The sequence below is a fragment of the Mesorhizobium sp. P2_E6 genome (assembly GCF_056403835.1).
On sequence record NZ_JBFUEQ010000021.1, the window covers coordinates 24074 to 50502 of the forward strand.

The 26429-nt window shown below is 63.3% G+C and carries 15 protein-coding genes; 11 read left to right on the forward strand and 4 right to left on the reverse strand.

Annotated features, from left to right (window positions below):
* The first annotated feature begins 52 nt into the window (after positions 1–52).
* The 9 genes from hutI (at position 53) to AC1D08_RS32485 (ending at position 18355) form a co-directional block, all read left to right on the forward strand.
* Complete coding sequence (gene hutI, locus AC1D08_RS32445; RefSeq protein ID WP_457152812.1) at positions 53–1288, forward strand: imidazolonepropionase; 1236 nt, start codon at positions 53–55, stop codon at positions 1286–1288.
* The gene (gene hutH, locus AC1D08_RS32450) at positions 1285–2823 is read left to right on the forward strand and encodes a histidine ammonia-lyase (RefSeq protein WP_457152813.1); all 1539 of its coding nucleotides are present in this window, start codon (positions 1285–1287) and stop codon (positions 2821–2823) included. Before hutI ends, hutH begins: the two co-directional genes overlap by 4 nt.
* A gap of 1 nt (position 2824) precedes the next feature.
* On the forward strand, positions 2825–3637 hold the full coding sequence (gene hutG, locus AC1D08_RS32455; protein WP_477228894.1) for an N-formylglutamate deformylase: 813 nt from the start codon (positions 2825–2827) through the stop codon (positions 3635–3637).
* Positions 3638–3660: 23 nt separating this feature from the next.
* The gene (locus AC1D08_RS32460) at positions 3661–4035 is read left to right on the forward strand and encodes a hypothetical protein (RefSeq protein WP_095085839.1); all 375 of its coding nucleotides are present in this window, start codon (positions 3661–3663) and stop codon (positions 4033–4035) included.
* Positions 4032–5705 carry a urocanate hydratase gene (hutU, locus tag AC1D08_RS32465; RefSeq protein WP_457152815.1) on the forward strand — a complete coding sequence of 558 codons (1674 nt, stop codon included), beginning with the start codon at positions 4032–4034 and terminating at the stop codon, positions 5703–5705. The genes AC1D08_RS32460 and hutU overlap by 4 nt, the downstream gene beginning before the upstream one ends.
* Positions 5706–5716: 11 nt before the next feature.
* Positions 5717–6304: a HutD/Ves family protein gene (locus AC1D08_RS32470; RefSeq protein WP_457152816.1), complete on the forward strand. Its 588-nt coding sequence runs from the start codon at positions 5717–5719 to the stop codon at positions 6302–6304.
* A gap of 267 nt (positions 6305–6571) precedes the next feature.
* Positions 6572–15154, forward strand: a complete 8583-nt coding sequence (locus tag AC1D08_RS32475) for a glycoside hydrolase family 94 protein (protein ID WP_477425056.1) — start codon at positions 6572–6574, stop codon at positions 15152–15154.
* Between the two features lie 513 nt (positions 15155–15667).
* Positions 15668–17449 carry a glucan ABC transporter ATP-binding protein/ permease gene (locus AC1D08_RS32480; protein ID WP_095085827.1) on the forward strand — a complete coding sequence of 594 codons (1782 nt, stop codon included), beginning with the start codon at positions 15668–15670 and terminating at the stop codon, positions 17447–17449.
* A gap of 153 nt (positions 17450–17602) precedes the next feature.
* Positions 17603–18355, forward strand: a complete 753-nt coding sequence (locus tag AC1D08_RS32485; RefSeq protein WP_457153745.1) for a heme ABC transporter permease — start codon at positions 17603–17605, stop codon at positions 18353–18355.
* Positions 18356–18412: 57 nt separating this feature from the next.
* Here the strand turns inward: AC1D08_RS32485 and AC1D08_RS32490 are convergent, their stop codons facing one another.
* Positions 18413–19471: a D-TA family PLP-dependent enzyme gene (locus AC1D08_RS32490; RefSeq protein ID WP_457153746.1), complete on the reverse strand. Its 1059-nt coding sequence runs from the start codon at positions 19469–19471 to the stop codon at positions 18413–18415.
* Positions 19472–19660: 189 nt separating this feature from the next.
* On the opposite strand from AC1D08_RS32490, the gene AC1D08_RS32495 reads away from it, so the two are divergent.
* Positions 19661–20347, forward strand: coding sequence for a D-lyxose/D-mannose family sugar isomerase (locus AC1D08_RS32495; RefSeq protein WP_095086666.1), 687 nt, complete (start codon positions 19661–19663; stop codon positions 20345–20347).
* 9 nt (positions 20348–20356) lie between these two features.
* On the opposite strand, the gene AC1D08_RS32500 is transcribed toward AC1D08_RS32495, so the two are convergent.
* On the reverse strand, positions 20357–22042 hold the full coding sequence (locus AC1D08_RS32500) for a hypothetical protein (RefSeq protein ID WP_457153747.1): 1686 nt from the start codon (positions 22040–22042) through the stop codon (positions 20357–20359).
* Between the two features lie 75 nt (positions 22043–22117).
* Positions 22118–22588 carry a nucleoside deaminase gene (locus tag AC1D08_RS32505; RefSeq protein WP_457153748.1) on the reverse strand — a complete coding sequence of 157 codons (471 nt, stop codon included), beginning with the start codon at positions 22586–22588 and terminating at the stop codon, positions 22118–22120.
* Positions 22589–23084: 496 nt separating this feature from the next.
* Here AC1D08_RS32505 and AC1D08_RS32510 point away from each other — a divergent pair, with 496 nt between their 5' ends.
* Positions 23085–24869: a B12-binding domain-containing radical SAM protein gene (locus AC1D08_RS32510; protein ID WP_477228899.1), complete on the forward strand. Its 1785-nt coding sequence runs from the start codon at positions 23085–23087 to the stop codon at positions 24867–24869.
* Between the two features lie 500 nt (positions 24870–25369).
* Here AC1D08_RS32510 and AC1D08_RS32515 read toward each other — a convergent pair whose 3' ends face one another.
* Entirely contained in the window at positions 25370–25900 is a 531-nt protein-coding gene (locus AC1D08_RS32515) for a BA14K family protein (RefSeq protein WP_477228900.1), read from the reverse strand.
* Positions 25901–26429: the final 529 nt, after the last annotated feature.

The following is a 26429-nucleotide window of genomic DNA, read 5'->3' on the forward strand; positions in this document are numbered from 1 at the left end:
TGCGTTTCAATATGTATATACATAATCGCCACCGATTGAAACGGAAAAGATGATGGCTGCAGAGAGCAAAAGCCGGGCAGGGGGTCTTCGTCTATGGCGCAATGCGCGCCTGGCGACCATGGCCGAGGGAGCCGCCGGACTTGGCGTCGTCGAACACGGCGCGGTCGCGGTTCGTGATGGCCGCATTGTCTATGCCGGCCCTGAATCGGGCATGCCCACAGCGCTTGCCCAAAATGTCGAGACGATCGATTGCGAGCAGCGCTGGATCACGCCCGGCCTGATCGACTGCCATACCCATCTGGTCCATGCCGGCAATCGCGCCAATGAATTTGAGATGAGGCTCGCCGGCGCCACATATGAAGAGGTCGCCAGGGCCGGCGGCGGCATTGTCTCTTCGGTCAAATCCTTGCGTGCCGCCGGCGAAGACGATCTGGTCGCGCAATCGCTGCCGCGCCTCGATGCGCTGATCGCCGAGGGCGTGACGACGGTAGAAGTAAAGTCGGGCTATGGGCTCGATCTGGAAAACGAAATGAAGTCGCTGCGCGCCGCGCGGCGGTTGGGCGGTGAGCGGCCGGTGACGATCCGCACGACCTTCCTTGGCGCCCATGCGTTGCCGCCGGAAGCCAAAGGCGACAAGGACGCCTTTATCGATCTGGTCGCAAGAGAAATTCTCCCGGCGGTCGCCGCCGAGGGGCTGGCCGATGCCGTCGACGGGTTTTGCGAAGGCATTGCCTTTTCTCCGGAGCAGATGGCGCTCGTGTTCGATGCCGCCAAGGCGGCAGGCTTGCCGGTCAAGCTCCACGCAGACCAGCTCTCCAACCTGCATGGCGCCGAACTCGCCGCCCGCTATGGTGCGCTGTCGGCCGATCATCTCGAATACACAGACGAGGCAGGCGCCGTGGCCATGGCGAAGGCGGGAACCGTGGCGACGATCCTGCCCGGTGCCTACTATTTCATTCGCGAGACCAAGAAGCCGCCGGTGAGCCTGTTCCGCCAGCACGGCGTCAGAATGGCGGTCGCCACCGACAACAATCCCGGCACCTCGCCGCTGACCTCGCTGCTTTTGACTATGAACATGGCGGCGACCCTGTTCGGCCTGACGGTCGATGAATGCCTGGCCGGCGTTACCCGCGAGGCCGCCCGCGCGCTCGGCCTGCTGGGAGAGACCGGCACGCTCGAAACCGGCAAATCCGCCGATCTGGCGATCTGGAACATCGAGCGCCCCGCTGAACTCGTCTACCGCATGGGCTTCAACCCGCTGCATGCCCGCATCTGGAGAGGACAATGACCGAACTGACCCTGAAGCCCGGCAATGCGACGCTGGCCGACTGGCGCGCCATCTACCGTGGCGCCGTGCCCAAGCTTGACGATGCCTGCCAGCCAAAAATCAAGGCGAGCGCCGAGGCGGTCGCCAGGATCGTCGCCAAGGGCGAGCCGGTCTATGGCATCAACACCGGCTTCGGCAAACTGGCCAGCGTCCGCATCCCCGCCGCGGACCTCGAGACCTTGCAGCGCAACATCGTGCTGTCGCATGCCGCCGGCGTCGGCGAGCCGATGCCGGTCGCTGTTTGCCGGCTGATGATGGCGCTGAAGTTGGCCAGCCTGGCGCAGGGCGCCTCCGGCGTGCGGCCGCAGACCATCGAGTTGCTTGAAGCGATGCTTGCCAACGACGTCATCCCGGTGGTGCCGGCGCAAGGCTCCGTCGGCGCCTCCGGCGACCTTGCCCCCCTGTCGCACATGACGGCGGTGATGATCGGCGTCGGCGAATGCTTTACCCCGCATGGCCGTTTCCCGGCCAAGGTCGCCTTCGTCTCGCACGGGTTGGAGCCAGTGACATTGGGCGCCAAGGAAGGCCTGGCACTGCTCAACGGCACGCAATTCTCGACGGCCTATGCGCTGGCTGCATTGTTCGAGGCCGAAGTGCTCTACCAGTCGGCGCTGGTCGCCGGCGCCTTGTCGACCGATGCGGCAAAGGGCTCCGACGCGCCCTTCGATCCGCGCATCCATCAACTGAGAAAGCATCGCGGCCAGATCGAGACGGCGGATGCGCTGCGCAATCTGATGGCCGGCAGTGCCATCCGTGAATCACACCGCGTGGGCGACGAGCGCGTGCAGGATCCCTATTGCCTGCGCTGCCAGCCGCAGGTGATGGGTGCGGCACTCACCGTCCTGCGTCAGGCGGCGGACACGCTGGGCACCGAGGCCAATGGCGTCACCGACAATCCGCTGATTTTCGCCGAGGACGATACCGCACTTTCCGGCGGTAATTTTCATGCTGAGCCGGTGGCCTTTGCCGCCGACATGATCGCGCTGGCCGTCTGCGAGATCGGCTCGCTGTCGGAGCGGCGCATCGCCATGCTGGTCGACCCCGCGCTGTCGGGCATGCCGGCGTTCCTGACGCCCAAGCCCGGCTTGAATTCCGGTTTCATGATCCCGCAGGTGACGGCGGCGGCGCTCGTTTCCGAGAACAAGCAGAAAGCCTATCCGGCCAGCGTCGATTCCATCCCGACCTCGGCCAACCAGGAAGACCACGTTTCGATGGCAGCGCATGGCGCGCGCCGGCTGATCGGCATGGTCGAGAATGCGACGGCGGTGATCGGCATCGAGTTGCTGGCCGCAGCGCAAGGCTGCGATTTCCATGCGCCACTGGCATCGAGCAATGCCCTGGAAGCGGTGCGCAAGCTGGTCCGGGCCGAGGTGCCGCATCTCGACAATGACCGCCACTTCCATCCTGATATGGAAAAAGCCATCGCCATGGTGCGCAGCGGCGCGACCGTCAAGGCGGCCGGCGCGGTAACACTGCCTTCGATCTCGGGAGCCTGAGATGACCGACTGGCTTACAGTGACGGAAGGCACGGCACCTCTGCTGGTGTCGATCCCGCATACCGGCATCGATCTCGTCGGCATCGACAACCGGCTGGTCTCGCCCTGGCTCGGTCGCCGCGACTGCGACTGGTGGATCGACCAGCTCTACGATTTCGCCGCCGGCCTTGGCGCGACAGTCGTGCATACGTCGATCTCGCGCACCGTCATCGACGTCAACCGCGATCCCTCCGGCGCCTCGCTCTATCCCGGGCAGACGACGACGACGCTTTGCCCGACAGAGACTTTCGACGGCGATCCGCTTTACCTGCCCGGCGAGGAACCGACGCCGGCGGAAATCAGCCAGCGCTATCAGTCATATTTCGCGCCCTACCATGAAATGCTCGGGTTTCAGGCGACCAGGCTGCGCGGCCTGCATCCGAAGGTTGTCATCTATGATTGCCACTCGATCCGCTCGGTTCTCCCGCGTCTGTTCTATGGCACGCTGCCGGTGTTCAATCTCGGCACCAATGACGGCCAGACCGCCGATCCGGTGCTGCAGGGCCTGGTCGGCCAGATCATGGCCGAAAGCGGCGACAGCTACGTCATCAACGGCCGTTTCAAGGGTGGCTGGATCACGCGCTACTTCGGCAATCCGCAAGGCGGCTTCCATGCGCTGCAGATGGAACTTGCCGATCGCGGCTACTTGCATGAGCCCGAGGGCAAAGGTGAACCGGACAATTGGCCGGTGCCCTATGATGCCGCGTTCGCCGCACCCATGGCTGCGAAGCTGAAGAAGATTCTCGAGACCGCGATCACCTGGGCGCAGAGCTGACATCGAAACATCGGGAGGATGTCATGAACCGCCATGCCAGGATCGGCTTTCTCGCCATTCTGTTCGCAGCGACGCTGGTTTTCGGCGCGTCAGCCGATGAGGTGAAGATGAAGGGCGCCAATATCCTCGCCACCTTGAAAGGCGCGCATGTCGAAGGGCCGGACTGGACACAGAGTTTCGACGACGGCGGAGCCACCATCTACACAAAAGGCGGCACCCAGTCTCCCGGGCGTTGGGATGTTCGTGGCGACCAGTACTGCTCGCTATGGCCGCCTTCGGATGTCTGGGCCTGCTACGCCATGACCATCGATACTTCCGACCCTGCCCATGAGCAGGTCACCTGGATCAGTGCTGACGGCCACCGCAACGCCGCGCACCTCATTCGAAAGGGACAATGATGAACAATCCTCGCCACAACATCCGCGAAGTCCGCAGCCCGCGCGGCACGGAAATCAGCGCCCGCTCCTGGTTGACGGAGGCGCCGCTGCGCATGCTGATGAACAATCTCGACCCGGACGTCGCCGAAAACCCCAACGAGTTGGTTGTCTATGGCGGCATCGGCCGGGCGGCGCGCACCTGGAACGACTTTGACCGCATCGTCGCCTCGTTGAGGACGTTGGCCGATGACGAGACCTTGCTTGTGCAGTCGGGCAAGCCGGTCGGCGTCTTCCGCACCCATCCCGACGCGCCGCGCGTGCTGATCGCCAACTCCAACCTGGTGCCGCACTGGGCGACATGGGAAAAGTTCAACGAGCTCGATAAGAAGGGTCTGATGATGTACGGCCAGATGACGGCCGGCTCGTGGATCTACATCGGCACGCAAGGCATCGTGCAGGGCACCTACGAGACCTTCGTCGAGGCCGGCCGCCAGCACTATGGCGGCAATCTCAAGGGCAAGTGGATCCTGACCGGCGGCCTCGGCGGCATGGGCGGCGCCCAGCCGCTCGCCGCAGTTATGGCCGGCGCCTGCTGCCTGGCCATCGAATGCAACCCGGATTCGATCGATTTCCGCCTGCGCACCCGCTATGTCGACGAGAAGGCCGAGACGCTCGACGAGGCGATGGCAATGATCGAGCGCTGGACCAAGGCAGGCGAGGCGAAGTCGGTAGGCCTGCTCGGCAATACAGCCGAGATCGTTCCAGAAATGTTCAGGCGCGGCATTCGCCCTGATATGGTCACCGACCAGACCTCGGCCCACGACCCCATCAACGGCTACCTGCCCAAGGGCTGGACGATGGCTGAGTGGCGTGAGAAGCGCGTCAGCGACCCGAAGGCAGTTGAAAAAGCCGCCCGCGCCTCGATGCGCGAACATGTCGAGGCGATGGTGGCGTTCTGGAACGCCGGCGTGCCGACGCTCGACTACGGCAACAACATCCGCCAGGTGGCCAAGGAGGAGGGGTTCGAGAACGCCTTTGCCTTCCCCGGCTTCGTGCCGGCCTATATCCGTCCGCTGTTTTGCCGCGGCATCGGCCCGTTCCGCTGGGCGGCCCTGTCGGGCGATCCCGAGGATATCTACAAGACCGACGCAAAGGTTCGCGAACTGACGCCCGGCAACACCCATCTGCACAACTGGCTCGACATGGCGCGCGAGCGCATCGCCTTCCAGGGCCTGCCGGCGCGCATCTGCTGGGTTGGTCTTGGCGACCGGCACAGGCTCGGCCTCGCCTTCAACGAGATGGTGGCCAAGGGCGAGCTCAAGGCGCCTGTCGTCATCGGCCGCGACCATCTCGATTCCGGCTCAGTCGCCTCGCCGAACCGCGAGACGGAATCAATGAAGGACGGCTCGGACGCGGTGTCCGACTGGCCGCTGCTCAACGCGCTGCTCAACACCGCATCTGGCGCCACCTGGGTATCGTTGCACCATGGCGGTGGTGTCGGCATGGGCTTCTCACAGCACGCCGGCATGGTCATCGTCGCCGACGGTACGCGTGAGGCGGCTAGGCGCCTCGAGCGGGTGTTGTGGAACGACCCGGCGACCGGCGTCATGCGCCACGCCGATGCCGGCTACGACATCGCAGTCGAATGCGCGAGGGAGCACCAGCTCAACCTGCCCGGCATTCTCGGGTGATGGACTGACTGATGCGCGTCCTGCGGGCAGCCGGATACAAGTCCATGCCGTGGAAGAACGGCGGCGGGGTGACTACCGAGGTCGCCGTCTCGCCTGCCGACGCCGGGCTAAATGACTTCGACTGGCGCGTCTCGATGGCGCGCGTCGAAGGCAGCGGTCCGTTCTCGCAATTTGCCGGTATCGATCGCACGCTTGCAGTGCTCGAAGGCGAGGGCATCGTGCTGGATGTTGCTGGCCGCCCGCCGATATCAGTCACTGGGGCGACCGCCCCACTTTCCTTTCCGGCTGACGTGGCGACCGCGGCCGCGCTGATCGGCGGGCCGATCACCGATCTCAATGTCATGACCCGCCGCAGCCGGATGACGCATTCGGTCGAACGCCTTATGGTTTCGAACCCTGTGGAAATCAGGACCGGGACCGGGACGACCCTCGTCCTGTGTTTGAACGGCGAAGTCACCGTGCCCGGCACCGAGCCGGTCCACCTCGGGCCGCTCGACACGCTGCTGCCCGGCCCGGACACCGCCAGCCTCTTTATCCAGCCCGTCCAGGAGACGACGCTGTTCGTGATCCGGATCGGCGGCATCTCCGGCAACGATTAACGCTTGTTTCCAAACATGATCGCGATGCCGGCGAAATATAGCGTAAGCTATCGGCGGCATCACGAAAAAGCCTGAATCCTCCCCGTCGATCGAGCTTGACGGGAGAAGGGGCGCTCGTCTTGGAATTTTTGCTGAGAGATAACGCCCTGTCGTGGTGCGGAAACAAACTTTCAGCAAGTGGGATTATGCAACCAATTGCATTTGAATCGGTTTTAGGGCCATTGCCGTGGCGGTGACGCCGCTCAGTGTCCGCATACGGAATTTTCAATGAATATTCAGACGACCCCTGCCCAGATCGAGAAGACGAGCGCGAGCTTCCCAGCCATCACGGAAGAGCCGATCCGATCCAATTTCCTGCCCGAAGAGCGCCTTCGCCTGCTTGGGGAAAGCCTGGCAAAAGGCGATCTCACCGATCTGTTCGGCCTGACGCCGTTCGACTTTCAGGCCCGCATCCGCGACAGCGCCAAGAAGATCTTGGAAGTCTACCGCTCGACCAATGCCGCGCAGGCGAGGGGCGAGACGATCACGCCGGCGGCGCAGTGGCTGCTCGACAACAATTATCTGGTCGAAGAAACCATTTTCCAGGTCAAGCGCGATCTGCCGCGCCGCTTCTACCGCCAACTGCCCAGTCTGAAACTGCCCGAGGGCGGCAGCGTGCCGCGCGCGCTGGCGCTGGCTTGGACCTATGTGGCGCATTCGGACAGTTCCGTCTCGGCGACGATGTTCAAGTCCATCGTCCAGGGCTTCCAGTCGCTCGAGCCGCTGAAGATCGGCGAACTCTGGGCGCTGCCGTCGCTTCTGCGCTTCGTCCTGATCGAAAATCTGCGCCGGCTGGCGGTCAGGGTCAACCGCACCCGCCAGATGCGCCAGATCGCCAACGATGTCGCCGACAAGGTTCTGTCGACCGACGACAGCCCGGACCGGCAGGCGATCCTGTCCAAATTCAGCGCTCATGCGCAGGACACCACCTTCGCCACCCAGCTGCTCTATCGCTTGCGCGATGGATCGCAGAATGCCGGCAAGGCCCTGGAATGGCTCGAAGGCGAGCTCGAAAAGACCGGCTCCGACGCCGAGGAGATCATCATTTCCGAACATCACACGCTGTCCAGCGGCAATGTGACGACCGGAAACATCATCCGTGGCCTGCGCCTTATCAACGACGTCGACTGGACGGTGTGGTTCGAAGGCGTCAGCCGCATCGACACCGTGCTGCGCGAGCGCACCGATTTCGCCGCGCTCGACTTCTTCTCGCGTGACCAGTACCGGACCGCGATCGAGGAACTGGCGCGCCGCTCGGACCTTTCGGAATATCGCGTCGCCGAGAAGGCCATCGAACTGGCCGATCACGCCGCCACCGAGACCCTATCGGGCGATGATGAAGGCGCTGCCACCCAAGTTGCATCCGCCCACACCGATGTCGGTTTCTTCCTCGTCGGTCCGCGCCGGCTGGAACTGGAGAAAACGATCGGCTATCGGCCGACCATCAGCCAGACGGTCAAGCGCACCTTCCGCAAGACCGGATGGCTTGGCATCGTCGTACCGGTATTTGCGCTGACGGCCCTGCTTCTCGTGCTCACCGGCAACGCGCTGGCCAATCTCGGCCTGTCGGTGCCGTCAATCGTCGTGATGCTGGCGCTGTTTGCCGTACCGGCCAGCGAGGGCGCGCTCGCCTTCTTCAACACCGTCGTATCGCTGTTCCTAAAACCGACGCGCCTCGTTGGCTATGATTACAGGCACGGCGTGCCGCCTGAGGCGCGCACCCTGGTGGTGGTGCCGTCGCTGATCGGCTCACGCGACGACGTCGAGGAAAACATCCGCAACATCGAGGTGCATCATCTCGCCAACACGGCGGATGAAATCTATTTCGCGCTGCTTTCGGACTGGCCCGACAGCAAGACCGAAATCGATGCGGCCGATACCGAAATCCTCGAATTCGCCCGCGCCGAGATCGCTCGTCTCAACGCCCGCTATCCCTCAGAAGGCGCGCCACGTTTCTACATCCTGCACCGGCGGCGCCTCTTCAATGCGGCGCAGGGTTCCTGGATGGGCTGGGAGCGCAAGCGCGGCAAGCTGCATGAACTCGACCTTCTGCTGCGCGGCGACAGCGACACCACATTCCTGCCGCTCGACGTGCCGCTGCCCGAGAACGTCGTCCATGTGATGACGCTCGATGCCGACACGCGCACCACCCGCGACGCGGTCGCGACCCTGGTCGGCAAGCTCTGCCATCCGCTCAACCGTCCGCATTTCGATGCTACCAAGCGTGTTGTCACGGCCGGCTATGCCATCCTGCAGCCGCGCATCACCGCGTCGCTGACCAGTGGCGACGATGCGTCGTTTTTCCAGCGGGTGTTCTCGGCCAATCGCGGCCTCGACCCTTATGTCTTTGCCGTCTCCGATCTCTATCAGGATGTCTTCGGCGACGGGTCCTTCACCGGCAAGGGCCTTTATCACGTCGATGCTTTCGAGGCCGCACTACAGGGCCGCATCGAGGAAAACACCATCCTAAGCCACGATCTGCTGGAAGGCGCGCTGGCGCGCTCGGCGCTGGTCACCGACGTCGAACTGGTCGAGGACTATCCGATCCGTTATTCAGTCGACGCATCGCGCCACCATCGCTGGGCACGCGGCGACTGGCAGCTTCTCGGCTTCATGCTCGATCCGCGCTCCGGCGTGCCGGCTCTGTCGCGCTGGAAGATGGTCGACAATCTGCGCCGCTCGCTGACGCCGATCTTCTGGGTCATGGCCGCGATCGCCGGCTGGACGCTGCTGCCCTTCACGCAGGCCGCCCAATGGCAGGCCCTGCTGATCCTCAGCCTGTTCATGGCGCCGACGTTCGACATCGTCAACGCCATCCTGCCCAAGAGCGGCGACCAGACGCCGCGCGGCCATTTCTCGGCCCTGGCGCGCGACGTCGCCTTCGGTACCGCCATGGTGGCGCTGAAAATCGTGCTGATGGCGCACAACGCCTGGATGATGGGCGACGCCATAATCCGCACGATTTACCGGCTCTTCGTCAGCCGCCAGAACCTGCTGGAATGGCGCACCGCCTCGCAGGCGCACAAGGCCGGCGACAACGATGTCGGCTCCTATTACGGCATGATGTATGGCGCCGTGATTATCGGCTTCGTCGGCCTTGCCATCCCGGTGCTGGCCGATTCCACCGGCGCCTTCGTTGCTTTCTTCTTCGCCCTGTTCTGGATCGCTTCGCCGGCCATCGCCAGCTGGATCAGCCGCTCGGCCGAAACCGAGGATCGCTTGCGCATATCGCAAGCCGATATCCACGCACTGCGTACGGTGGCGCGGCGCACCTGGCATTATTTCGAAAGCTTCGTGACGGCCGAGCACCACAATCTGCCGCCGGACAATTTCCAGGAAAGCCCGGCGCCGGTGGTGGCGCCGCGCACCTCGCCGACCAATATCGGCGTCTACCTGCTGTCGGTCGTCTCTGCCCGCGATTTCGGCTGGATCAGCCTGTCCGACGCCATCACCCGCATCGACGCCACCATGACGACGATCGAGGGCATGCCGCGCGACCGTGGCCATCTCTTCAACTGGTATGACACGACGACGCTGAAGCCGCTCTACCCGCTCTACATCTCGGCGGTCGACAGCGGCAATCTTGCCGGTCATCTGGTGGCGGTGGCCGCGGCATGCGCCGAATGGGCGGAAGCGCCCTCCGTCCATCTCCAGGGCGATTTCGAAGGCATTCTCGACACTGTGACCATCCTCAGCGAGAGCCTCGACGAACTGCCCGACGACCGCCGCCAGCTGCGACCCCTGCGCCAGCGCCTCGTCGACCGTCTCGACGGCATGCGGCGCGCGGTCGACACCATCAAGGCGCAGCCGGAAATGGCGTCGATCCGCACCATCAATCTGGCCGTGCTGGCCGGCGAGATCCGCAAGCTCGCCACCGCCATCCACACCGAGGCGGCGTCGGCCCAGAGCGACGTCATCGTCGACTGGGCGGCCAGGCTCGAGGCCACCTGCGAGGCGCATGTCCATGACGCGCACAGCGACGACAATGCCGTCGAGGCGCTGCGCGCCAAGCTGCTCACCTTGCGCGAGCGCACGCGGCGCTTCGCCTTCGAGATGGATTTTTCCTTCCTGATGCGGCCCGAACGCAAGCTGCTGTCGATCGGCTACCGTGTCGAGGAGCACCAGCTCGATGAAAGCTGCTACGACCTTATGGCCTCCGAGGCGCGGCTGACCAGCCTGTTCGCCATCGCCAAGGGCGACCTGCCGACCGAGCACTGGTTCCGGCTTGGCCGGCCGATCGTCGAGATCGGTTTCAAGGGCGCGCTGATGTCCTGGTCCGGCTCGATGTTCGAATACCTGATGCCGCCGCTGGTGATGAAGGAGCCGCAAGGCAGCATTCTCAACCAGACCAGCAAGCTGATCATCAAGCGCCAGATCCAGTATGGCCGCCAGAAGAACGTGCCGTGGGGCATTTCGGAAGCGGCCTACAACGCCCGCGACCGCGAACTGACTTACCAGTACACCAATTTCGGCGTGCCCGGGCTCGGCCTTAAGCGCGGCCTTGGCCAGAACACGGTGATCGCGCCTTACGCCACCGTGCTCGCGGCACAGTTCAACCCGCGCGAAGCCGTGCAGAATCTCGCCCGGCTGCGGGAGATCGGCGCGCTTGGCCGCCACGGTTACTACGACGCTGTCGACTTCACGCCGCAGCGCGTGCCGGAAGGCACCGATCATGTCGTCGTGCAGAACTACATGGCCCACCATTCGGGCATGTCGATCGTGGCCGTCGCCGACGCCATCTTTGAAGGCCGCATGCGCGACCGCTTCCACAGTGACCCGGTCATCGAATCGGCTGAACTGCTGCTGCAGGAGAGGGCACCGCGCGACATCCCGACCGCGACCGTCAGGACCGAGGCCGACGAGCGCTCCAAGGACGAGACGGAAGTCGAGAGCCCCGACACCCGCATCGTGCTCGATCCGTTGCGGTCGCTGCGGTCGACCAGTGTGATGTCGAACGGCCGCTATTCGGTGATGGTCACCGCGACCGGCTCGGGCTACAGCCGCTGGGGCGATCTCTCCATCACCCGCTGGCAGCCGGATCCAACCGAGGACCGGCTCGGCTCCTACATCTTCCTGCGGGACGCAGGCACCGGCGATTGGTGGTCGGCTACGGCCGAGCCGAAGCGTGCGGCCGAGGAAAAGGCGCAGACCTTGTTCTCCGACGACAAGGCAAGCTTCGTCAAATCGGTGGGCACGTTGCGCTCCGAAGTCGAATGCATTGTCATCTCGGAAGGCAATGGCGAGGGCCGTCGGGTCACGCTCTACAATGACGGGCCGACCGACCGTCACATTGAAGTCACCTCCTTTGCCGAACTGGTGCTCGGCCTGGAGGCGTCGGACAACGCGCATCCGGCTTTCTCGAAGATGTTCGTCGAAACCGAAATCGCATCGAACAATGCGCAGATCTTTGCGACGCGGCGCAAGCGGGAGACCAGCGAGCCCGATATCGCCATGGTGCATTTCGTCACCGATCCGTCCGGATCGGCGCGCGATGCCGAAGCCGAGACCGACCGGCGTGCCTTCATCGGCCGCGGCCGCACCATCGTCGACGCGGCCGCCTTCGACCCCGGCGCCAGGCTTGGCGGCCATTCGGGCTTTACGCTCGATCCGGTCGCAGCGCTGCGCCGCCAGGTGCGTGTCCCTGCCAACAAGAAGATATCGCTGACCTTCTGGACGGTGGTCGGCGCCAGCCGCGCCGAACTGGAAGAGGCCCTTGCACGGCTTGACCATCCGGAGAGTTTTGCCCGCCAGGCCATGCTCGCCTGGACGCGAAGCCAGGTGCAGACCCGCCATATGGGCCTCAGCCTGACCGATGCCGCCAATGTGCAGAAACTGGCGCGCTATCTGATCTATCCGGATCCGTTCCTGCGTCTTCCGGCCGAATCCATCGCCACGGGGCTGGGCAAGCAATCGAGCCTGTGGCCGACCAGCATTTCGGGCGATTTCCCGATCTTCCTGGTCAGGATTGGCGACGTCGCCGATCTCGAAATCGTCGCCCAGGCGCTGCGTTTCCAGGAGTACATGCGCACCCGCGGCATGATGATCGACTTCGTCGTCGTCAACGAGCAGGCGTCCTCCTATGTTCAGGATCTGCAGCGGGCGGTCGAGACGCTGTGCGAAAACAGCCGCCTGCGCGGCAAGGAACTCGGACCCCGCCAGCACATTTTCGCGGTTCGCCGTGACCTGATGGACGAGACCACCTACAAGACGCTGCTCGCTGTCGCCCGCGTCGTCCTGCACACGCGCAACGGCACCATCTTCGACCAGATCGAGCGGGCGGAGGCGGCCGCCCTGCAGGCGCGCGACGCCCTGCAGCCGGCAGCATTGGCGGTCGCGCGCGAATTGCCGTCGCCGGTGCCCGTGATGCACGCTTCGCAGGCCGTGGCGGATGTCAGCGCCGATGGAAGCGGCCTCGGCCAATGGAATGGCTTCGGTGGTTTCGATGGCGACGGGCGGCACTATGTCGTGCGCCTGGCTGGCCGGCGCACGACGCCGCAGCCATGGATCAACGTCGTCTCCAACGCTTCGTTCGGCTTCCACACCTCCGCCGAGGGTGCCGCCTTCACCTGGAGCCGCAACAGCCGTGACTACCAGCTGACGCCGTGGTCGAACGATCCGGTCTCGAACCGGCCGGGCGAGGGCGTCTACATCTACGATCAGGCCAGCGGCAAGGCGTTCTCGCCGCTCGCCGCCGTGGTACGCGACCCCTCGATGACCTACGAGGCCTGGCACGGCCAGGGTTTCTCGACGTTCCGTTCGAGGCGCGGGCCGCTGTCGATGGACCTCACCCATGTCGTCGACCCGATCGACCCGGTGAAGATCTCGCGGCTGCGTATCCAGAATTCGGGCTCGGTGCCGGCGCGGCTGCGTGTCTACGCTTATGCCGAATGGGTGCTCGGCGGGCATCGGTCGCGCACGGCGGCAACCATCGTCCCGTCGCGCGACGCTGCTACCGGTGCGTTGCTGGCGCAAAACCCCTACGGGCTCGATTTCAGCGAGCGGGTGGCTTTCCTTGCCGCCGACGGGGGCGTCCATTCGGTGACGACCGACCGTTCGGAGTTCCTCGGCCGGCATGGCTCCAGCGAACTCCCACAGGCGGTGCTGAGCGGCGCGGCGTTGTCGGGTCGTGTCGAGGCCGGAGACGATCCTTGCGCTGCGATTGCCCGCGACATCGAAATCCCGGCCGGCGGCGACGTGACGCTGCTCTGGCTGCTCGGCGATGCCGAGACCGTCGAGGAGGCCAGCGCCCTGGTGCAGGAGCATCGGGTCAAGGATTTCGACCGGCGGCTGGCCGACAATGAGCGCGAATGGCGCGGCTTCCTCGACACCATCCAGGTCGAGACGCCGGACAAGGCGCTCGACGCCATGGTCAACCACTGGCTGCCCTACCAGAGCCTCGCCTGCCGCATCCGCGCCCGCTCCGCCTTCTACCAGGCAAGCGGTGCGTTCGGCTTCCGCGACCAGTTGCAGGACACGCTGGCATTGCTGGCGCATGATCCGCAACTGGCGCGCGACCAGATCCTCAATGCGGCGCGGCGGCAGTTCCCCGAAGGCGACGTGCAGCACTGGTGGCTGCCGCGCACTGGGGCCGGCGTGCGCACCATGATCTCAGACGACGTGGTCTGGCTGGCCCACGCCACGGCGCGCTATTTGCTGGTCACCGGCGATGCCACCATCCTGAAGCAGCAACTGCCGTTCATCGATGGACAGGCGCTGGGCGAGGGCGAGCACGATGCCTTCTTCACCCCGGAAATTTTGAAGAAGACGGCGTCGCTCTACGACCATTGCGCCCGGGCGCTCGATCTTGCCATCAAGCGCAGCAGTCCCGCCGGGCTGCCGCTGATCCTCGGCGGCGACTGGAACGACGGGATGAACCGCGTCGGCGAACACGGCAAGGGCGAGAGCGTCTGGCTCGGCTGGTTCCTGCTGAAGACGCTGGGCGACTTCGCCGCAATTGCCAAGACCGAAGGCGATGCCAAGCACGCGCAAGCCTGGGCAAAGCATGCCGATGCGTTGAAGCGGGCGCTTGAAAGCACGGCATGGGATGGCGAATGGTACAGGCGCGGCAGCTTCGACGACGGCACGCCGCTCGGGTCGCGGTCCTCGCAGGAGTGCAAGATCGACTCGATCGCCCAGTCCTGGAGCGTGCTTTCGGGAGAGGGCGATCCGGCCCGATCGACGACGGCGATGGAGCAGGCGACCAAACTGCTCGTCGATGACAAGCTCAAGATCGTCAAGCTGTTCACGCCGCCGTTCTCGAAGACGGACAAGGAACCGGGTTACATCAAGAGCTATCCGCCCGGTGTTCGCGAAAATGGCGGCCAGTACACCCACGCCGCCACGTGGTTCGTCATCGCGCTTGCCGAGATGGGCCGGACCGACGAGGCCTATCGTTGTTTCTCGATGCTGAACCCGGTCAACCATGCGACCGACGAGGCCTCGGCCGAGCACTATCGCGTCGAGCCCTATGTGGTGGCGGCTGACATCTACGCCGGGGACGACAAGGGCGGCCGTGGCGGCTGGACCTGGTACACCGGCTCGGCCGGCTGGCTCTACAGGGCTGCAGTCGAAGGGATCCTCGGCATCGAACGGCGCGGCAAGCGTGTTCAGTTCAAGCCAAAACTCCCCGGCCATTGGGACGGATACTCGGCAACCCTCAAGATGCTGGGGGCCGAACTCAAGGTTCGCGTCGTCCGCGACAATAAGGCCAAGGCGGTTTCGCTGGAGCTGAATGGGGCCAAGACCAAGGTTTCGGCAGTCGAACTGAAGGATGGCGAAGTTACCGACGTCGTCATCAGGATCCCGGCCTGAGGCATTTTGCCCAGAAAGCGTGCTCTCGGGCTCAAGAGCCCGGGGGCGGTTTCGGGACCACAACAGGATGTAAGGCGCCATGCCACCCTGCGTTGCCATCGCCTTGGGTGAAGGGCGCGCCGATTAAAAGCACATAAAATCAAAGGCTTGATGCAAAGTGCATACGCCGCCCAGGCTGGCTGGGCTTGGCATCTCGTCGCCTTTGGCGGGCGCGAGGCCGCATTTGTTTGGCGCTATACTGTGTAGAAGGCGATTTCGGCATTGGTCATCCGCCAGACATCGTTGTTGATTAAATTTGTGGCAGCACCTGCCAGCTGCCATGATTTCGCCGCATGCCTGACATTTTACCTGTCTTCTCAAACCGTTAGGTGATCACGGCAGATTTCGGAACGTCGCCATCTTTTGTTCGCGAATTGGGAACTGAAGAGGTACACGGCCATTGTTTTGCGACGTATCAACCGGTACGAGTCAAATGATGCAGTGCACAATAAACAGGATGGCGGAGTAACTGGGGTGACCCTTCTGCAAATCTACTGGCGAGCGCTCGGTTATCTGGCCGCAGACAGGAAACGCGTCGCGTTGATCTGTTCGGCCAACGTCGCTCTCGCGATCATCGCCATTCTTGAGCCGATCATGTTCGGACGGGTGATCGATGCGATTTCCGAACGCGGTTCGGTTTTTGCCACGCTTGCCCTGTGGGCGGGACTGGGCGCCTTCAACATCGTGGCCTTCGTCCTGGTGGCGCGCGGTGCCGATCGCTTTGCCCACAAGCGGCGCAGCGAGGTGCTTTGCCAGTCGTTCGAGCGCGTGATCACCATGCCGCTTGCCTGGCATCACCAGCGCGGCACCTCCAATGCCCTGCACACCCTGTTGCGCGCGGTCGAGACCCTGTTCAGCCTGTGGCTTGAATTCATGCGCCAGCACCTGTCGACGGCGGTCGCACTGTTCCTGCTGATCCCGACCGCGATCAGCATGGACCTGCGTATGTCGATGGTGCTGCTGGCGCTCGGCGTGCTCTATGTTGGCATCGGCCGGCTGGTGATGAAGCGGACCAAGGAAGGTCAGGCCGCGGTTGAGCGCCATTACCACAAGGTTTTCGCGCATGTGACCGACTCGGTCTCCAACGTCGCCGTCCTGCAGAGCTACAACCGCCTCGGCCACGAGGCGGACACGCTGCGCCGCTACGTCAAGAACCTGCTCGACGCGCAGAACCCGGTGCTCGACTGGTGGGCGATGGCCAATGCGCTGCACCGTCTGTCGTCGACGATTTCGATGATGGTGGTGCTGCTGATCGGCGCCTATCTGGTCACCCATGGCCAGCTGCGTATCGGCGACGTCATCGCCTTCACCGGCTTTGCCACGCTGCTGATCGCCAGGCTCGACCAGATGTCGGCTTTCGCCAACCAGATTTCGGAGGCCCGTGCCAAGCTCGAGGACTTCTACCACCTCGAGGATTCCGCGGCCGACGCCGCCGAGCCGGACGGGTTGCGCGATCTCACCAACGTCACCGGCCATGTTCGCTTCGAGAATGTCGGCTTCGAATTCGCCAATTCGGGCCAGGGCATCGACGACGTGTCGTTCGAGGTCCAGGCCGGTCAGACGGTCGCCATCGTCGGCCCGACGGGGGCCGGCAAGACCACGCTCATCAATCTGCTGCAGCGCGTCTTCTCGCCGTCCCATGGCCGTATCCTGGTCGACGGCATCGACACCCGCAGCGTGACCCGCAAGTCGCTGCGTCATTCGATCGCCACCGTGTTCCAGGATGCGGGCCTGCTCAACCGCTCGATCGAGGACAACATCCGCGTCGGCCGGGCTGACGCGACCAATGACGAGGTCCATGCAGCCGCCACCGCGGCTGCCGCGCAGGACTTCATCCTGTCCAAGAGCAATGGCTATGACACGCTGGTTGGCGAACGTGGCGGCCAGCTGTCAGGTGGCGAGCGCCAGCGCATCGCTATTGCCCGCGCCGTGCTGAAGGATGCCCCTATCCTGGTGCTCGACGAGGCGACCAGCGCCCTCGACGTCGAGACCGAGGATCGGGTCAAGGAAGCGATCGACGAATTGCGGCGCGACCGCACCACCTTCATCATCGCCCACCGCCTGACCACCGTTCGCGACGCCGATCTGGTCGTGTTCATGGACAAGGGCAGGGTGGTCGAGATGGGCGGCTTCGCCGAACTGTCGATGCGCAATGGCCGCTTTGCCAGCCTGCTGCGCGCCGGCGGCCTGCTCAACGACGAGGAGGTTCGCCGCCTCAGCCGCACCGTGCAGCAACAGCAGGAAGCCGCCGCCTGATTTCGTTCTTACCTCCCCCTTGTGGGGGAGGTCGGACCGAAGGTCCGGGTGGGGCCTCCTCCGCTGCTTCGCAGTGACCTCCATGCAAGGGAGGCAGCCTGCGACACCACCGCTCGATTGCCCCAAGCGCACGAGCGGTCTATGTAGATCCGCATGAGCGACACGACTTCACGCCTGACCGGCTGGATGGATCTTGCCAACCCGACGCGCTTTGTCGGGCTGGCCGACAGGGTCGTGCCATGGCTGGCGTCCATCGCCGCACTGGTCCTTGCCGTCGGGCTCTATATGAGTTTCGCCGCGCCTGAGGATTTCCAGCAAGGCATTACCGTTCGCATCATGTACATCCACGTGCCTTTCGCCTGGCTCGCCATGATGTGCTACACGCTGATGGCGGTCTCCGCACTTGGCACTCTGGTCTGGCGGCATCCGCTGGCCGATGTGGCGCTGAAATCGGCGGCCCCCATAGGCGCGGTCTTTACGGCGCTGGCGCTGATCACCGGCTCGATCTGGGGCAAGCCGATGTGGGGCACCTGGTGGGTCTGGGATGCGCGGCTGACCTCGGTCTTCGTGCTGTTCCTGATGTATCTCGGCATCATCGCGCTGACCCGCGCGCTCGACGATGCCGGACGCGCCGCCTGGGCCGCCGCCATCATCACGCTGGTCGGCTTCATCAACATCCCGATCATCAAATTCTCGGTCGACTGGTGGAACACGCTGCACCAGCCGGCTTCGGTGTTCAGGCTCGGCGGGCCGACCATCGACCCCAGCCTGCTGTGGCCGCTGCTGGTGATGGCCGTCGGCTTCACGGTGCTGTTCTTCGCGCTGCACCTGATGGCGATGCGCACGGAAATTCGCCGCCGCCGGGTTATTGCCATGCGGCGTGTGGCGGCACGACAGGCTAGCTGACGACCGGCGAGTTCTCAAAAAATCTTGCTGCGCGCGGCAGCACTCGCTGGCGTGGGGTTAGCCCATCCGTCCGCGCGCTGCCACCGGCAATGTTTCCAGCACCTTGTCGCCGTCGATCAGGTTGACCTCGTTGAACAGGTTGGTGACGACGCAGCAATGGTCGGGCACGACGCGGACGCGTTCGCCGATGCGCAGCTTGGCATGGTCTGAAAGCGTGACGGTGCCGTGCTCCTCGCTCAAGCCCGTCACCCGCGCTCCCGCAACGCCAAGCAGTTCGCCAAAATCGGCAAGCCCCAGCGTGTCGCTGGACAGCGCCTTGCTGCCGGCATCGAGGATAGCGCGCGTTGCTGTGGGATGGCTGACCACCGTCGACAGCACCGTCAGCGCGCAATCGTCGAGAGTGCCGACGCCTTTGGCGACCTGGTAGCGGTCGAGATAGATGTAGGTGCCGGGGCGATACTCGGTGACGACCGATGCCTCGTTGGAGCGCCACATATCCGGCGTGCCGCCGCTGGAGATGCGGTCACAGGCGAGGCCCGAAGCGGCCAAGGCCTGCCTGACGTCGGCAAGCCACGCTTCGGCCTCCGCCGCGCGGCCGGCGGCCGGGTAGGTCATCAGCCCGCCGAAAGCAAGGCCGCCGGCCTTGTCGATCTGCCTTGCCAGCGCAACGGCTTCATCCGACGTCTGCACGCCGCAGCGGCCCATGCCGGTGTCGAACTCGACCAGCACCGGCAGAGGATGGCCGGCATCGGTGAAGGTGGCCGCCAGCCCCTCGAGCGTCTCGACGCTGTCAGCCGTCACCGACAGGGTGACACGGCCATGCAGCGCCAGAAGCCGTTCCAGCTTGGCCCGCCCAAGAATGTTGTAGGGGAGAAAAATATCGGTCAGGCCAGCGTCGGCCATCACCTCGGCCTCGCCGATCTTCTGGCAGGTGATGCCGACGGCGCCGGCCGCGACCTGCTTCTTCGCCCAATAGGGCAATTTGTGCGTCTTGATATGCGGCCTAAGCTTCAACCCGTTCTTGTCGGCATGGGCCTGGGCGCGGGCAATGTTGGCTTCGGCGCGCACGGCGTCGATCAGGATCGATGGCGTATCGAGGTCGTGGATGGTCGGCATCGTCTGTCACCCCATGGAAATCCGCAGGGTTTATGATCCTGAAAGCGCGTGATGTCACGCGGCCAGCGCAGCGGATCTGTGGTCCATGCGCTCACGCCGCAAGGCCGGGCAGGGCGGCAAGATGGATCGACACCGGATCGGGCTTCGGCTATGCGAATGTCGGAAAAGTCGACACGAAGGACCATGATCATGAAACGCTCCGCCATCAACGACATCATCCGCGACGCCGACGCTTTCATCCGCTCGTTCGGCTACATCATGCCGCCCTTCGCCTATTGGTCGCCGCAGGAGGCAAAGGCGCGCCAGGTCGATTCCTCGGCCGTTTTCACCTCACGGCTTGGCTGGGACATCACCGACTATGGGCAGGAGAAGTTCGATGAACTCGGTCTGTTCCTGTTCACGGTTCGCAACGGCCGCTACGAAGACATGAAGAAGGGCATGGGCATGCTCTATGCCGAGAAGATCATGATCTCGCGCAAGGACCAGCTGTCGCCGATGCACCGCCACAACATCAAGGCCGAGGACATCATCAACCGCGGCGGTGGCAAGCTGGTGCTGGAACTGTTCATGCACGATCGCGACGGGGGTATCGATCCCAAGGCCGAGGTGTCGGTGCCTGTCGATGGAACCATCCACAGGCTGCCGGCGGGCGGGCTCCTGAAGCTCGACCCGGGCCAGAGCGTCACGCTGCTGCCCGGCGTCTGGCACGCCTTCTGGGCCGAGGGCAAGGATGTGCTGATCGGCGAGGTGTCGACCGTCAATGACGATCTCACCGACAATGTGTTCCGCGAGCAGATCGGCCGTTTCTCCAACATCGACGAGGACGTCCCCCCGGTGCACCTGCTGGTGTCCGACTATGAGAAGTGGCTGGGGTAGCTTCGGGGCTCAGTGACAGCAACTGGGCGCTGACCGTACGCTCGTCCTGCAGAGGCAGGACGAGGTGATCGGCACGTCTGCCTTGGCCAGCGCCGTGGCAAGGCTTGCCTGCAGCGCCGGCAGTTCTTCGGTCTCGTCGTGCCGCTTCAGGCATTCCACCAGCCCGTGCAGTGCCCAGACATTGTTCGGGTGCTGGGCGCAGCGCTGCACCTTGCTGCTCAGACCCAGATCGTCGCGATAGACCTGTTCGGCTTCCTCGGCGTGGCCCTGGTCGAGAAGCAGCGCCGCCAGCGCATGGCGCGGCGGGTGCATCCACGCCCACGGCTCGGTGTAGGACAGATTGTCGTCAAGCTCGACCGCTTGCCGCAGATGGCCATACGCCACCTCATGCCGGCCCTGGTGATAGGCAAGCTCGCCATCGAGGAGAGCCGCGCCGACAGCCAGCGAGGCGCGGGTCGGGTTGCTGAGGAAGCGCCGTTCCATAGGAATGCCTTCCAGATGCCGGTGGAATTTCTCGCGTTCGCGCTCGCCTTCGGCAAAGTTCCTCAGCGTCGCGTGCGCCACACCCTTGGCGTAGTGCTGCATGGCCGCCGTCAGCACATAGACGCCGGGCTCCCGGGTCACCGGTTCGTCGATGATTTCCTGCCAGCGGCCGAAGCGCACCTCAACATGCGATTTCATCGCGTGGTAGCCTTCCACCGTCTGCGTGAGTTTTGGCCGGTCGGGAAGGCTGACCACGTCGCGCGTCACCAGGCTGCGCACTCTTTCGGCGGCCCACAGGGCCGGTCTGGACTGGCCGAGCAACATGCAGGTGAACATCATCAGATGCAGGTCGTGGCAGCAGCCGAGCAGGTAGTAGGTCGGCTCGTCCGCATAGGCGAGATAGAGGTCGTTGGCGCGAACCGCCTTCTCGCTGGCGAGCTTGGCCTTCTCGTACGCGCCGCACAGCACATAGATGTGACCCGGCATGTGGTTCATGTGCCCGGCATCGGGGCACATTTCGCCGAGCAGGTCCGCCGATCGCATGCCGCGTTCCGGCATGGTCGACATTTCCAGGAGATGGATGTGCAGATGGACGATCGCCGGATGCTGTGAAATGCCGGCCTCGTCGGCAAGCCGGATCGACCGCTCGCAAACCGCGAGCGCCTCGAGCACGTCGGAGTTCGGCGCCGGCGCACCGGTCTTGAGGTTCCACAACCGCCGCACCGTACGCATCATCAGCGCCTCGACCAGCAGCGCCATCACGTCATGGTCGTCAGGAAAGATTTGATACACCAGCCGCATCGCGGCGGCGTAGGCGTCATCCCACTGCTCGAATTCCGGCGGCGTCACCCGATGCGGTTTTTGGAAGCGGCAGGCCAGCGCCTCGATCAATCGCCTTTCGACCTCGCTGGCGGAAGCCGCATTGGCGCGTGCGAGTTGAACATGCTCGAAGCAGCGCTTCGTCGCGCTGTTCGCCTCGGCCTCGCCATGCTCCTTCCAGGTCAGATTGTAGAAAGGCCCGGCGGCATAGGCGATGCCCCAATGCACCATCGGGCAATCAGGGTCCGTTGCGAGTGCCTTCTCAAAACACTTGATGCCTTCCTCATGGTTGAAGCCGTAGCACCAGTTCAGGCCGATATCGAACCAGCGCTGGGTTTCCGCCGAGTGGGTGGAGATGGGGCGGCGGTAGCTGCCGAGGTTGAAGCGATCCATTAAGCCCCCGAGTTCTCCGAGCGCTTTGGTCAGAGTGCGCTTACGGAGCGCCCCGGCGGAGGGCCGGACACGGTGTCAGCGCTTCCAGAAATCGCGGTGTGGTGCGATCAGCTCGTCCGCGATCTCGGGGAAGGGGCCAAAGACCTCGATCTTTTTTTGGCCGGAGTCGAGTACGGTGCGCGAAGAGAGGCTCATCGTCGGGTTGTCCGCATGATTCCCGGTGAGCGCCAGAAGCTTACTCTCCTCGAAGCCGTAGACCAGCCGGCCGATATTCGCCCAGTAGAGCGTTCCGGTGCACATCGCGCAGGGCTCACCGGTCGAGACCAGCGTGCATTGCCACAGGAACTCCGGCTCGTAGGTCGCCGCGGCGCGCCGGGCGAGCTCGGTCTCGGCATGGCGCACCGTGTCGAGATTGCCCTGCCGCATCAGCACGTGATCGTCCGGCCCGACCAGCACGCAACCGAACGGATGATGCCCATGCGCCGCCGCCTCGCGCGCGACCGCGTCTGCGGATCGGAGGTGGGCGAGCATCTGATCTCGGGTCATGGCAAAATCCCCATCACGCCGACATCCGATGAGCGGCTCTTCGCGCCGAGATTGCGGCCAAAGCGACGCGATTGGCAAGAGCTAACCCCGCTTGAGGGTCCACCTACTCCAAGGTCGGTGGCGCGGAGGCGAGCGCCGATCGGCTCGGACCTGGACAACGAGCTGATCTAACTTGGCAAATTGCGTGGCTGTGCTGGCAGTCTCAAGCGAACCCGTCTCTGGTCTCGGTTCCCTGAAGCACAGGGAAAAAACAGGGATTTTGGTGAAGGCATAGGCTTCCTTCGTGGTGAAGAGCGCCTCGCAGGCGATCAGATAACGGCTGGCGAAGTCGGTAATCGTCAGCGGATTATGAAAGTAACGACCGACCTTCGAGCCGTTGAGGAAGGGCCTACCCGCCTTTCCTCAATCTTCGCCCGCTACTTTAATTATGACCCCGCAGGGCGACAGGCGTAGTCCTGCGTGCTATCTTTGGCTTTTGAAACGAGGGGTGCGTGTATTGTCCGCTTCTTCTCAAAAAGCCGCGGGGCGACGTTTCCAGCTCGTCCTGATAAAGCCATCGCACTACGACGATGACGGATACGTTATTCGCTGGTGGCGAGCGATGATCCCGTCGAATTCGCTCGCCGCTGTCTATGGCATCGCTACCGATTGTGCGGATCGCGAAATCCTCGGTTCAGACGTAGCCATCGACATCATGGCGATCGACGAGACCAACACGCGGGTCGATATTCCGGCGCTGTTGGCGAAGCTCCGGCAGCACGACAATTTCGGAATGATCGCTCTGATTGGCGTCCAGTCCAATCAATATCCCCGCGCGCTCGATATTGCTCGACCCTTCCGCGACGCGAAAGTGGCCGTCGCGATGGGCGGCTTCCATGTCTCGGGATGCCTGGCCATGCTGGACGGGAGCGCGGTCGAACTCGACGCTTGTCGCGAAATGGGCATTTCCATGTTTGCAGGCGAGGCCGAAGGCAGATTCGAAGCGGTACTGCGCGACGCTGCATCAGGCCAGCTCGCGCCGCTATACGATTTCCTGAAGGATATGCCCGGCATTGAGGGTTCGCCGGTACCGTTCCTTCCTAAACAGTACGTCGAACACACTATGGGCCTCAGCACGAGTTTCGATGCGGGTCGCGGCTGCCCCTATCAATGCTCGTTCTGCACCATCATCAATGTGCAAGGTCGAAAATCACGGTTCCGCTCCGCAGATGACGTGGAGAAGCTGGTGCGGATGAACTGGACGCACGGGGTCCACAAGTTCTTCATCACTGACGACAATTTCGCGCGCAACAGGGAATGGGAAGCGATTTTCGACCGCCTTATCTCGTTGCGTGAGAAGGACGGCATCCCTCTCGGCCTGATGATCCAGGTGGACACGCTGTGCCACAAGATCGAGAACTTCGTGGAGAAGGCGAAACGAGCTGGTGTTACGCGCGTCTTCATTGGCTTGGAGAACGTCAATCCGGACAATCTTGCTGCGGCCAAAAAGCGGCAGAACAAGATTACCGAATACCGTAAGATGCTACTCGCCTGGAAGGCACAGGGCATCATGACTTTGGCGGGCTATATTCTCGGCTTTCCGTCGGACACGCCCGAGACGATCAGACGCGATATCGCGATCATACAGGAAGAGCTCCCTCTCGACATAATAGAGTTTTTTAACCTGACGCCGCTGCCGGGGTCGGAGGACCACCAGGGCCTTTGGAGGAAGCGGGTCGAGATGGACTCCGATCTCAACGTCTACGACCTTGAGCATGTCTGCACAGCACATCCGAGAATGACCAGCCAGGAATGGGAGAGCATCTACCAGGAAGCATGGTCGCTCTACTACACGCCCAAGCATATGCGTACGCTGTTGCGCCGTGCGGTCGCGACTGGCGTTCCACTCGGCAGTCTGGTCAAGCTCCTCGTGACGTTCTCAACCGTAGTCCCTCTTGAGAAGGTGCATCCGTTGCAGACTGGTCTTCTGCGCCTCAAGCGGCCGTCGGAGCGGCGCCCCGGCATGCCCCGCGAAAACCCTTGGTACTTCTGGCCTCGATTCGTATGGGAAACTCTTCGGAAACACGCCGTCCTCGCCAGCACAATTGTGCGTCTTATGGTAGCGGCACGTGCGATCTCGCGAAATTCTGCATCAAAGGATTACATGGATCAGGCGCTCATGCCGGTCGGTGATGACGGCGACGAGACACTCGATCTTTTCACAAAGACCGCTGGCGGCGACGCGGCGGTAACGCACATCAAGAAGGTCGCGGGATTGACGAGGGGCATTAAAGCCGCCTGACAGCGAGGCTTGGAGAAGCCCGCTTTGCCGAAGCCGAGGGCATCGCGATCGTCGGCGAGTTCGCCGAGATCGAGACCGGCAAGGGCGCGGATGCGCTCGATCGGAGGCCACAGCTCGCCGCAGCGCCAACAGTCTGTCCAGAAGCGTCTCAATGACCACCTGGACCGCTAGGCTTTGTTGAGTGAAGATGGTGAGAAGTCTAGCCCGCACCGCCACCGTGATTGCATCGATAGCTGCCGCTATCGTGCTGACATTCATGGCAGCTAAAAGATTTGAGCTATCGACGCCAAATCCGATCGAGGCTCATATCGAGAGGAACATCTGATGCGCAACGCTAGGGGCACTGATTTCCTCAGCATCAGCCTGCCAGGGCGCGCTCGACTGAGAACATCGTGCCAAGCGGAGCGTAAGAACTCCCGTATCTCAACAGGCGAACCGAAAAGCCCGCCACCCCCCCCCCCCGTGAGGCAGCGGGCTAGATGCGGGCAGCGTGCGCTATTTCAGTAGCGGTAGTAGTGCCTACGATGGTAATACCTGTGGTGGTAGTAGTGCCCATAGTTATAGTAGTACCTGTGATGATAGTACCTGTGATGATAGTACCTGTAGTGATAGTGCCTGTGGTGATAATAATGCCTATGGTAGTAGTGCCTGTGATAATACACCGGTCGGTAATAGCCACCGCCGTAATACGGGTCGGGATAATACCCGCCATCGTAGTAGCCGCCACCGTAGTAGCCGTTGTTGAACATGCTTCCGATCAGGGCTCCTGCGACAAGTCCTCCCGGAAAGAAGTCATTGTAGCCGTCATATCCACGCCGATAGTAGCGGTGGCCATAGTAGCCACCTCTGTATCGCCCATAATTGCCGCCTCCCCAATGATTGTTGCGCCATCTGGCGCCCCGAACTTGGAAAACGTGGGGCTGCGCGCTTTGCGCCTGAGGAACGAAAATTGGTGCGGCATCAACTGGAACAGCGCTCGTTAGCGCTAACGCTGATATCAAGGCGGCGGCCATGCCGGTCAGGAACTTCATGATCAAGTCCTCGCTGATTGGGCACTATTTCTGGCTATCCACCAAACGTCGTCGTTGCGAAATAGTTCCAGACTGATGAGCCGCGCCAGGCTGCTCGTCACAAGCTGCTGACAAGCCTAAACCTCGGACGGATTTCAGCAGGGCGTCACGTCAGCCCGCCAGCGCCAGCCCGATGGGACACCAAGGCCGAACACGATGCCCGCGGCGCCTCCAAGGCTGATGGTGAGAGCCAGGGTGTTGTGCTGCCAATTTGGACCGAGTCGCAAAACTGCTACCGACAGAAGGTCCGCTTCGGCGGGCTTCTCTTTTGGGGCTGGGTTTGTCAAGCAAAGGGATCCTCACCGTGGCATACCATGCGCGGCGTTGGTCGTGGTGTTGACGGCTGATGCGTAAACGGCTTCGATGCGCCGGAGATGATGAGTGCCCGCCAGGGGTCTGGCTTCTCTTCGAAGTCGGCGCGCGACCGCTCCATGATCGGGTCGGATGGAGAGGCATCTCAATCTTTTTACCGAAACTGTCAGTCTGACCT

Coding starts and splice junctions, on each gene's coding strand:
- hutI (WP_457152812.1), top strand. CDS start 53: ATGGCTGCAGAGAGCAAAAGCCGGGCAGGGGGTCTTCGTCTATGGCGC.
- hutH (WP_457152813.1), top strand. CDS start 1,285: ATGACCGAACTGACCCTGAAGCCCGGCAATGCGACGCTGGCCGACTGG.
- hutG (WP_477228894.1), top strand. CDS start 2,825: ATGACCGACTGGCTTACAGTGACGGAAGGCACGGCACCTCTGCTGGTG.
- AC1D08_RS32460 (WP_095085839.1), top strand. CDS start 3,661: ATGAACCGCCATGCCAGGATCGGCTTTCTCGCCATTCTGTTCGCAGCG.
- hutU (WP_457152815.1), top strand. CDS start 4,032: ATGATGAACAATCCTCGCCACAACATCCGCGAAGTCCGCAGCCCGCGC.
- AC1D08_RS32470 (WP_457152816.1), top strand. CDS start 5,717: ATGCGCGTCCTGCGGGCAGCCGGATACAAGTCCATGCCGTGGAAGAAC.
- AC1D08_RS32475 (WP_477425056.1), top strand. CDS start 6,572: ATGAATATTCAGACGACCCCTGCCCAGATCGAGAAGACGAGCGCGAGC.
- AC1D08_RS32485 (WP_457153745.1), top strand. CDS start 17,603: ATGAGCGACACGACTTCACGCCTGACCGGCTGGATGGATCTTGCCAAC.
- AC1D08_RS32490 (WP_457153746.1), bottom strand. CDS start 19,471: ATGCCGACCATCCACGACCTCGATACGCCATCGATCCTGATCGACGCC.
- AC1D08_RS32495 (WP_095086666.1), top strand. CDS start 19,661: ATGAAACGCTCCGCCATCAACGACATCATCCGCGACGCCGACGCTTTC.
- AC1D08_RS32500 (WP_457153747.1), bottom strand. CDS start 22,042: ATGGATCGCTTCAACCTCGGCAGCTACCGCCGCCCCATCTCCACCCAC.
- AC1D08_RS32505 (WP_457153748.1), bottom strand. CDS start 22,588: ATGACCCGAGATCAGATGCTCGCCCACCTCCGATCCGCAGACGCGGTC.
- AC1D08_RS32515 (WP_477228900.1), bottom strand. CDS start 25,900: ATGAAGTTCCTGACCGGCATGGCCGCCGCCTTGATATCAGCGTTAGCG.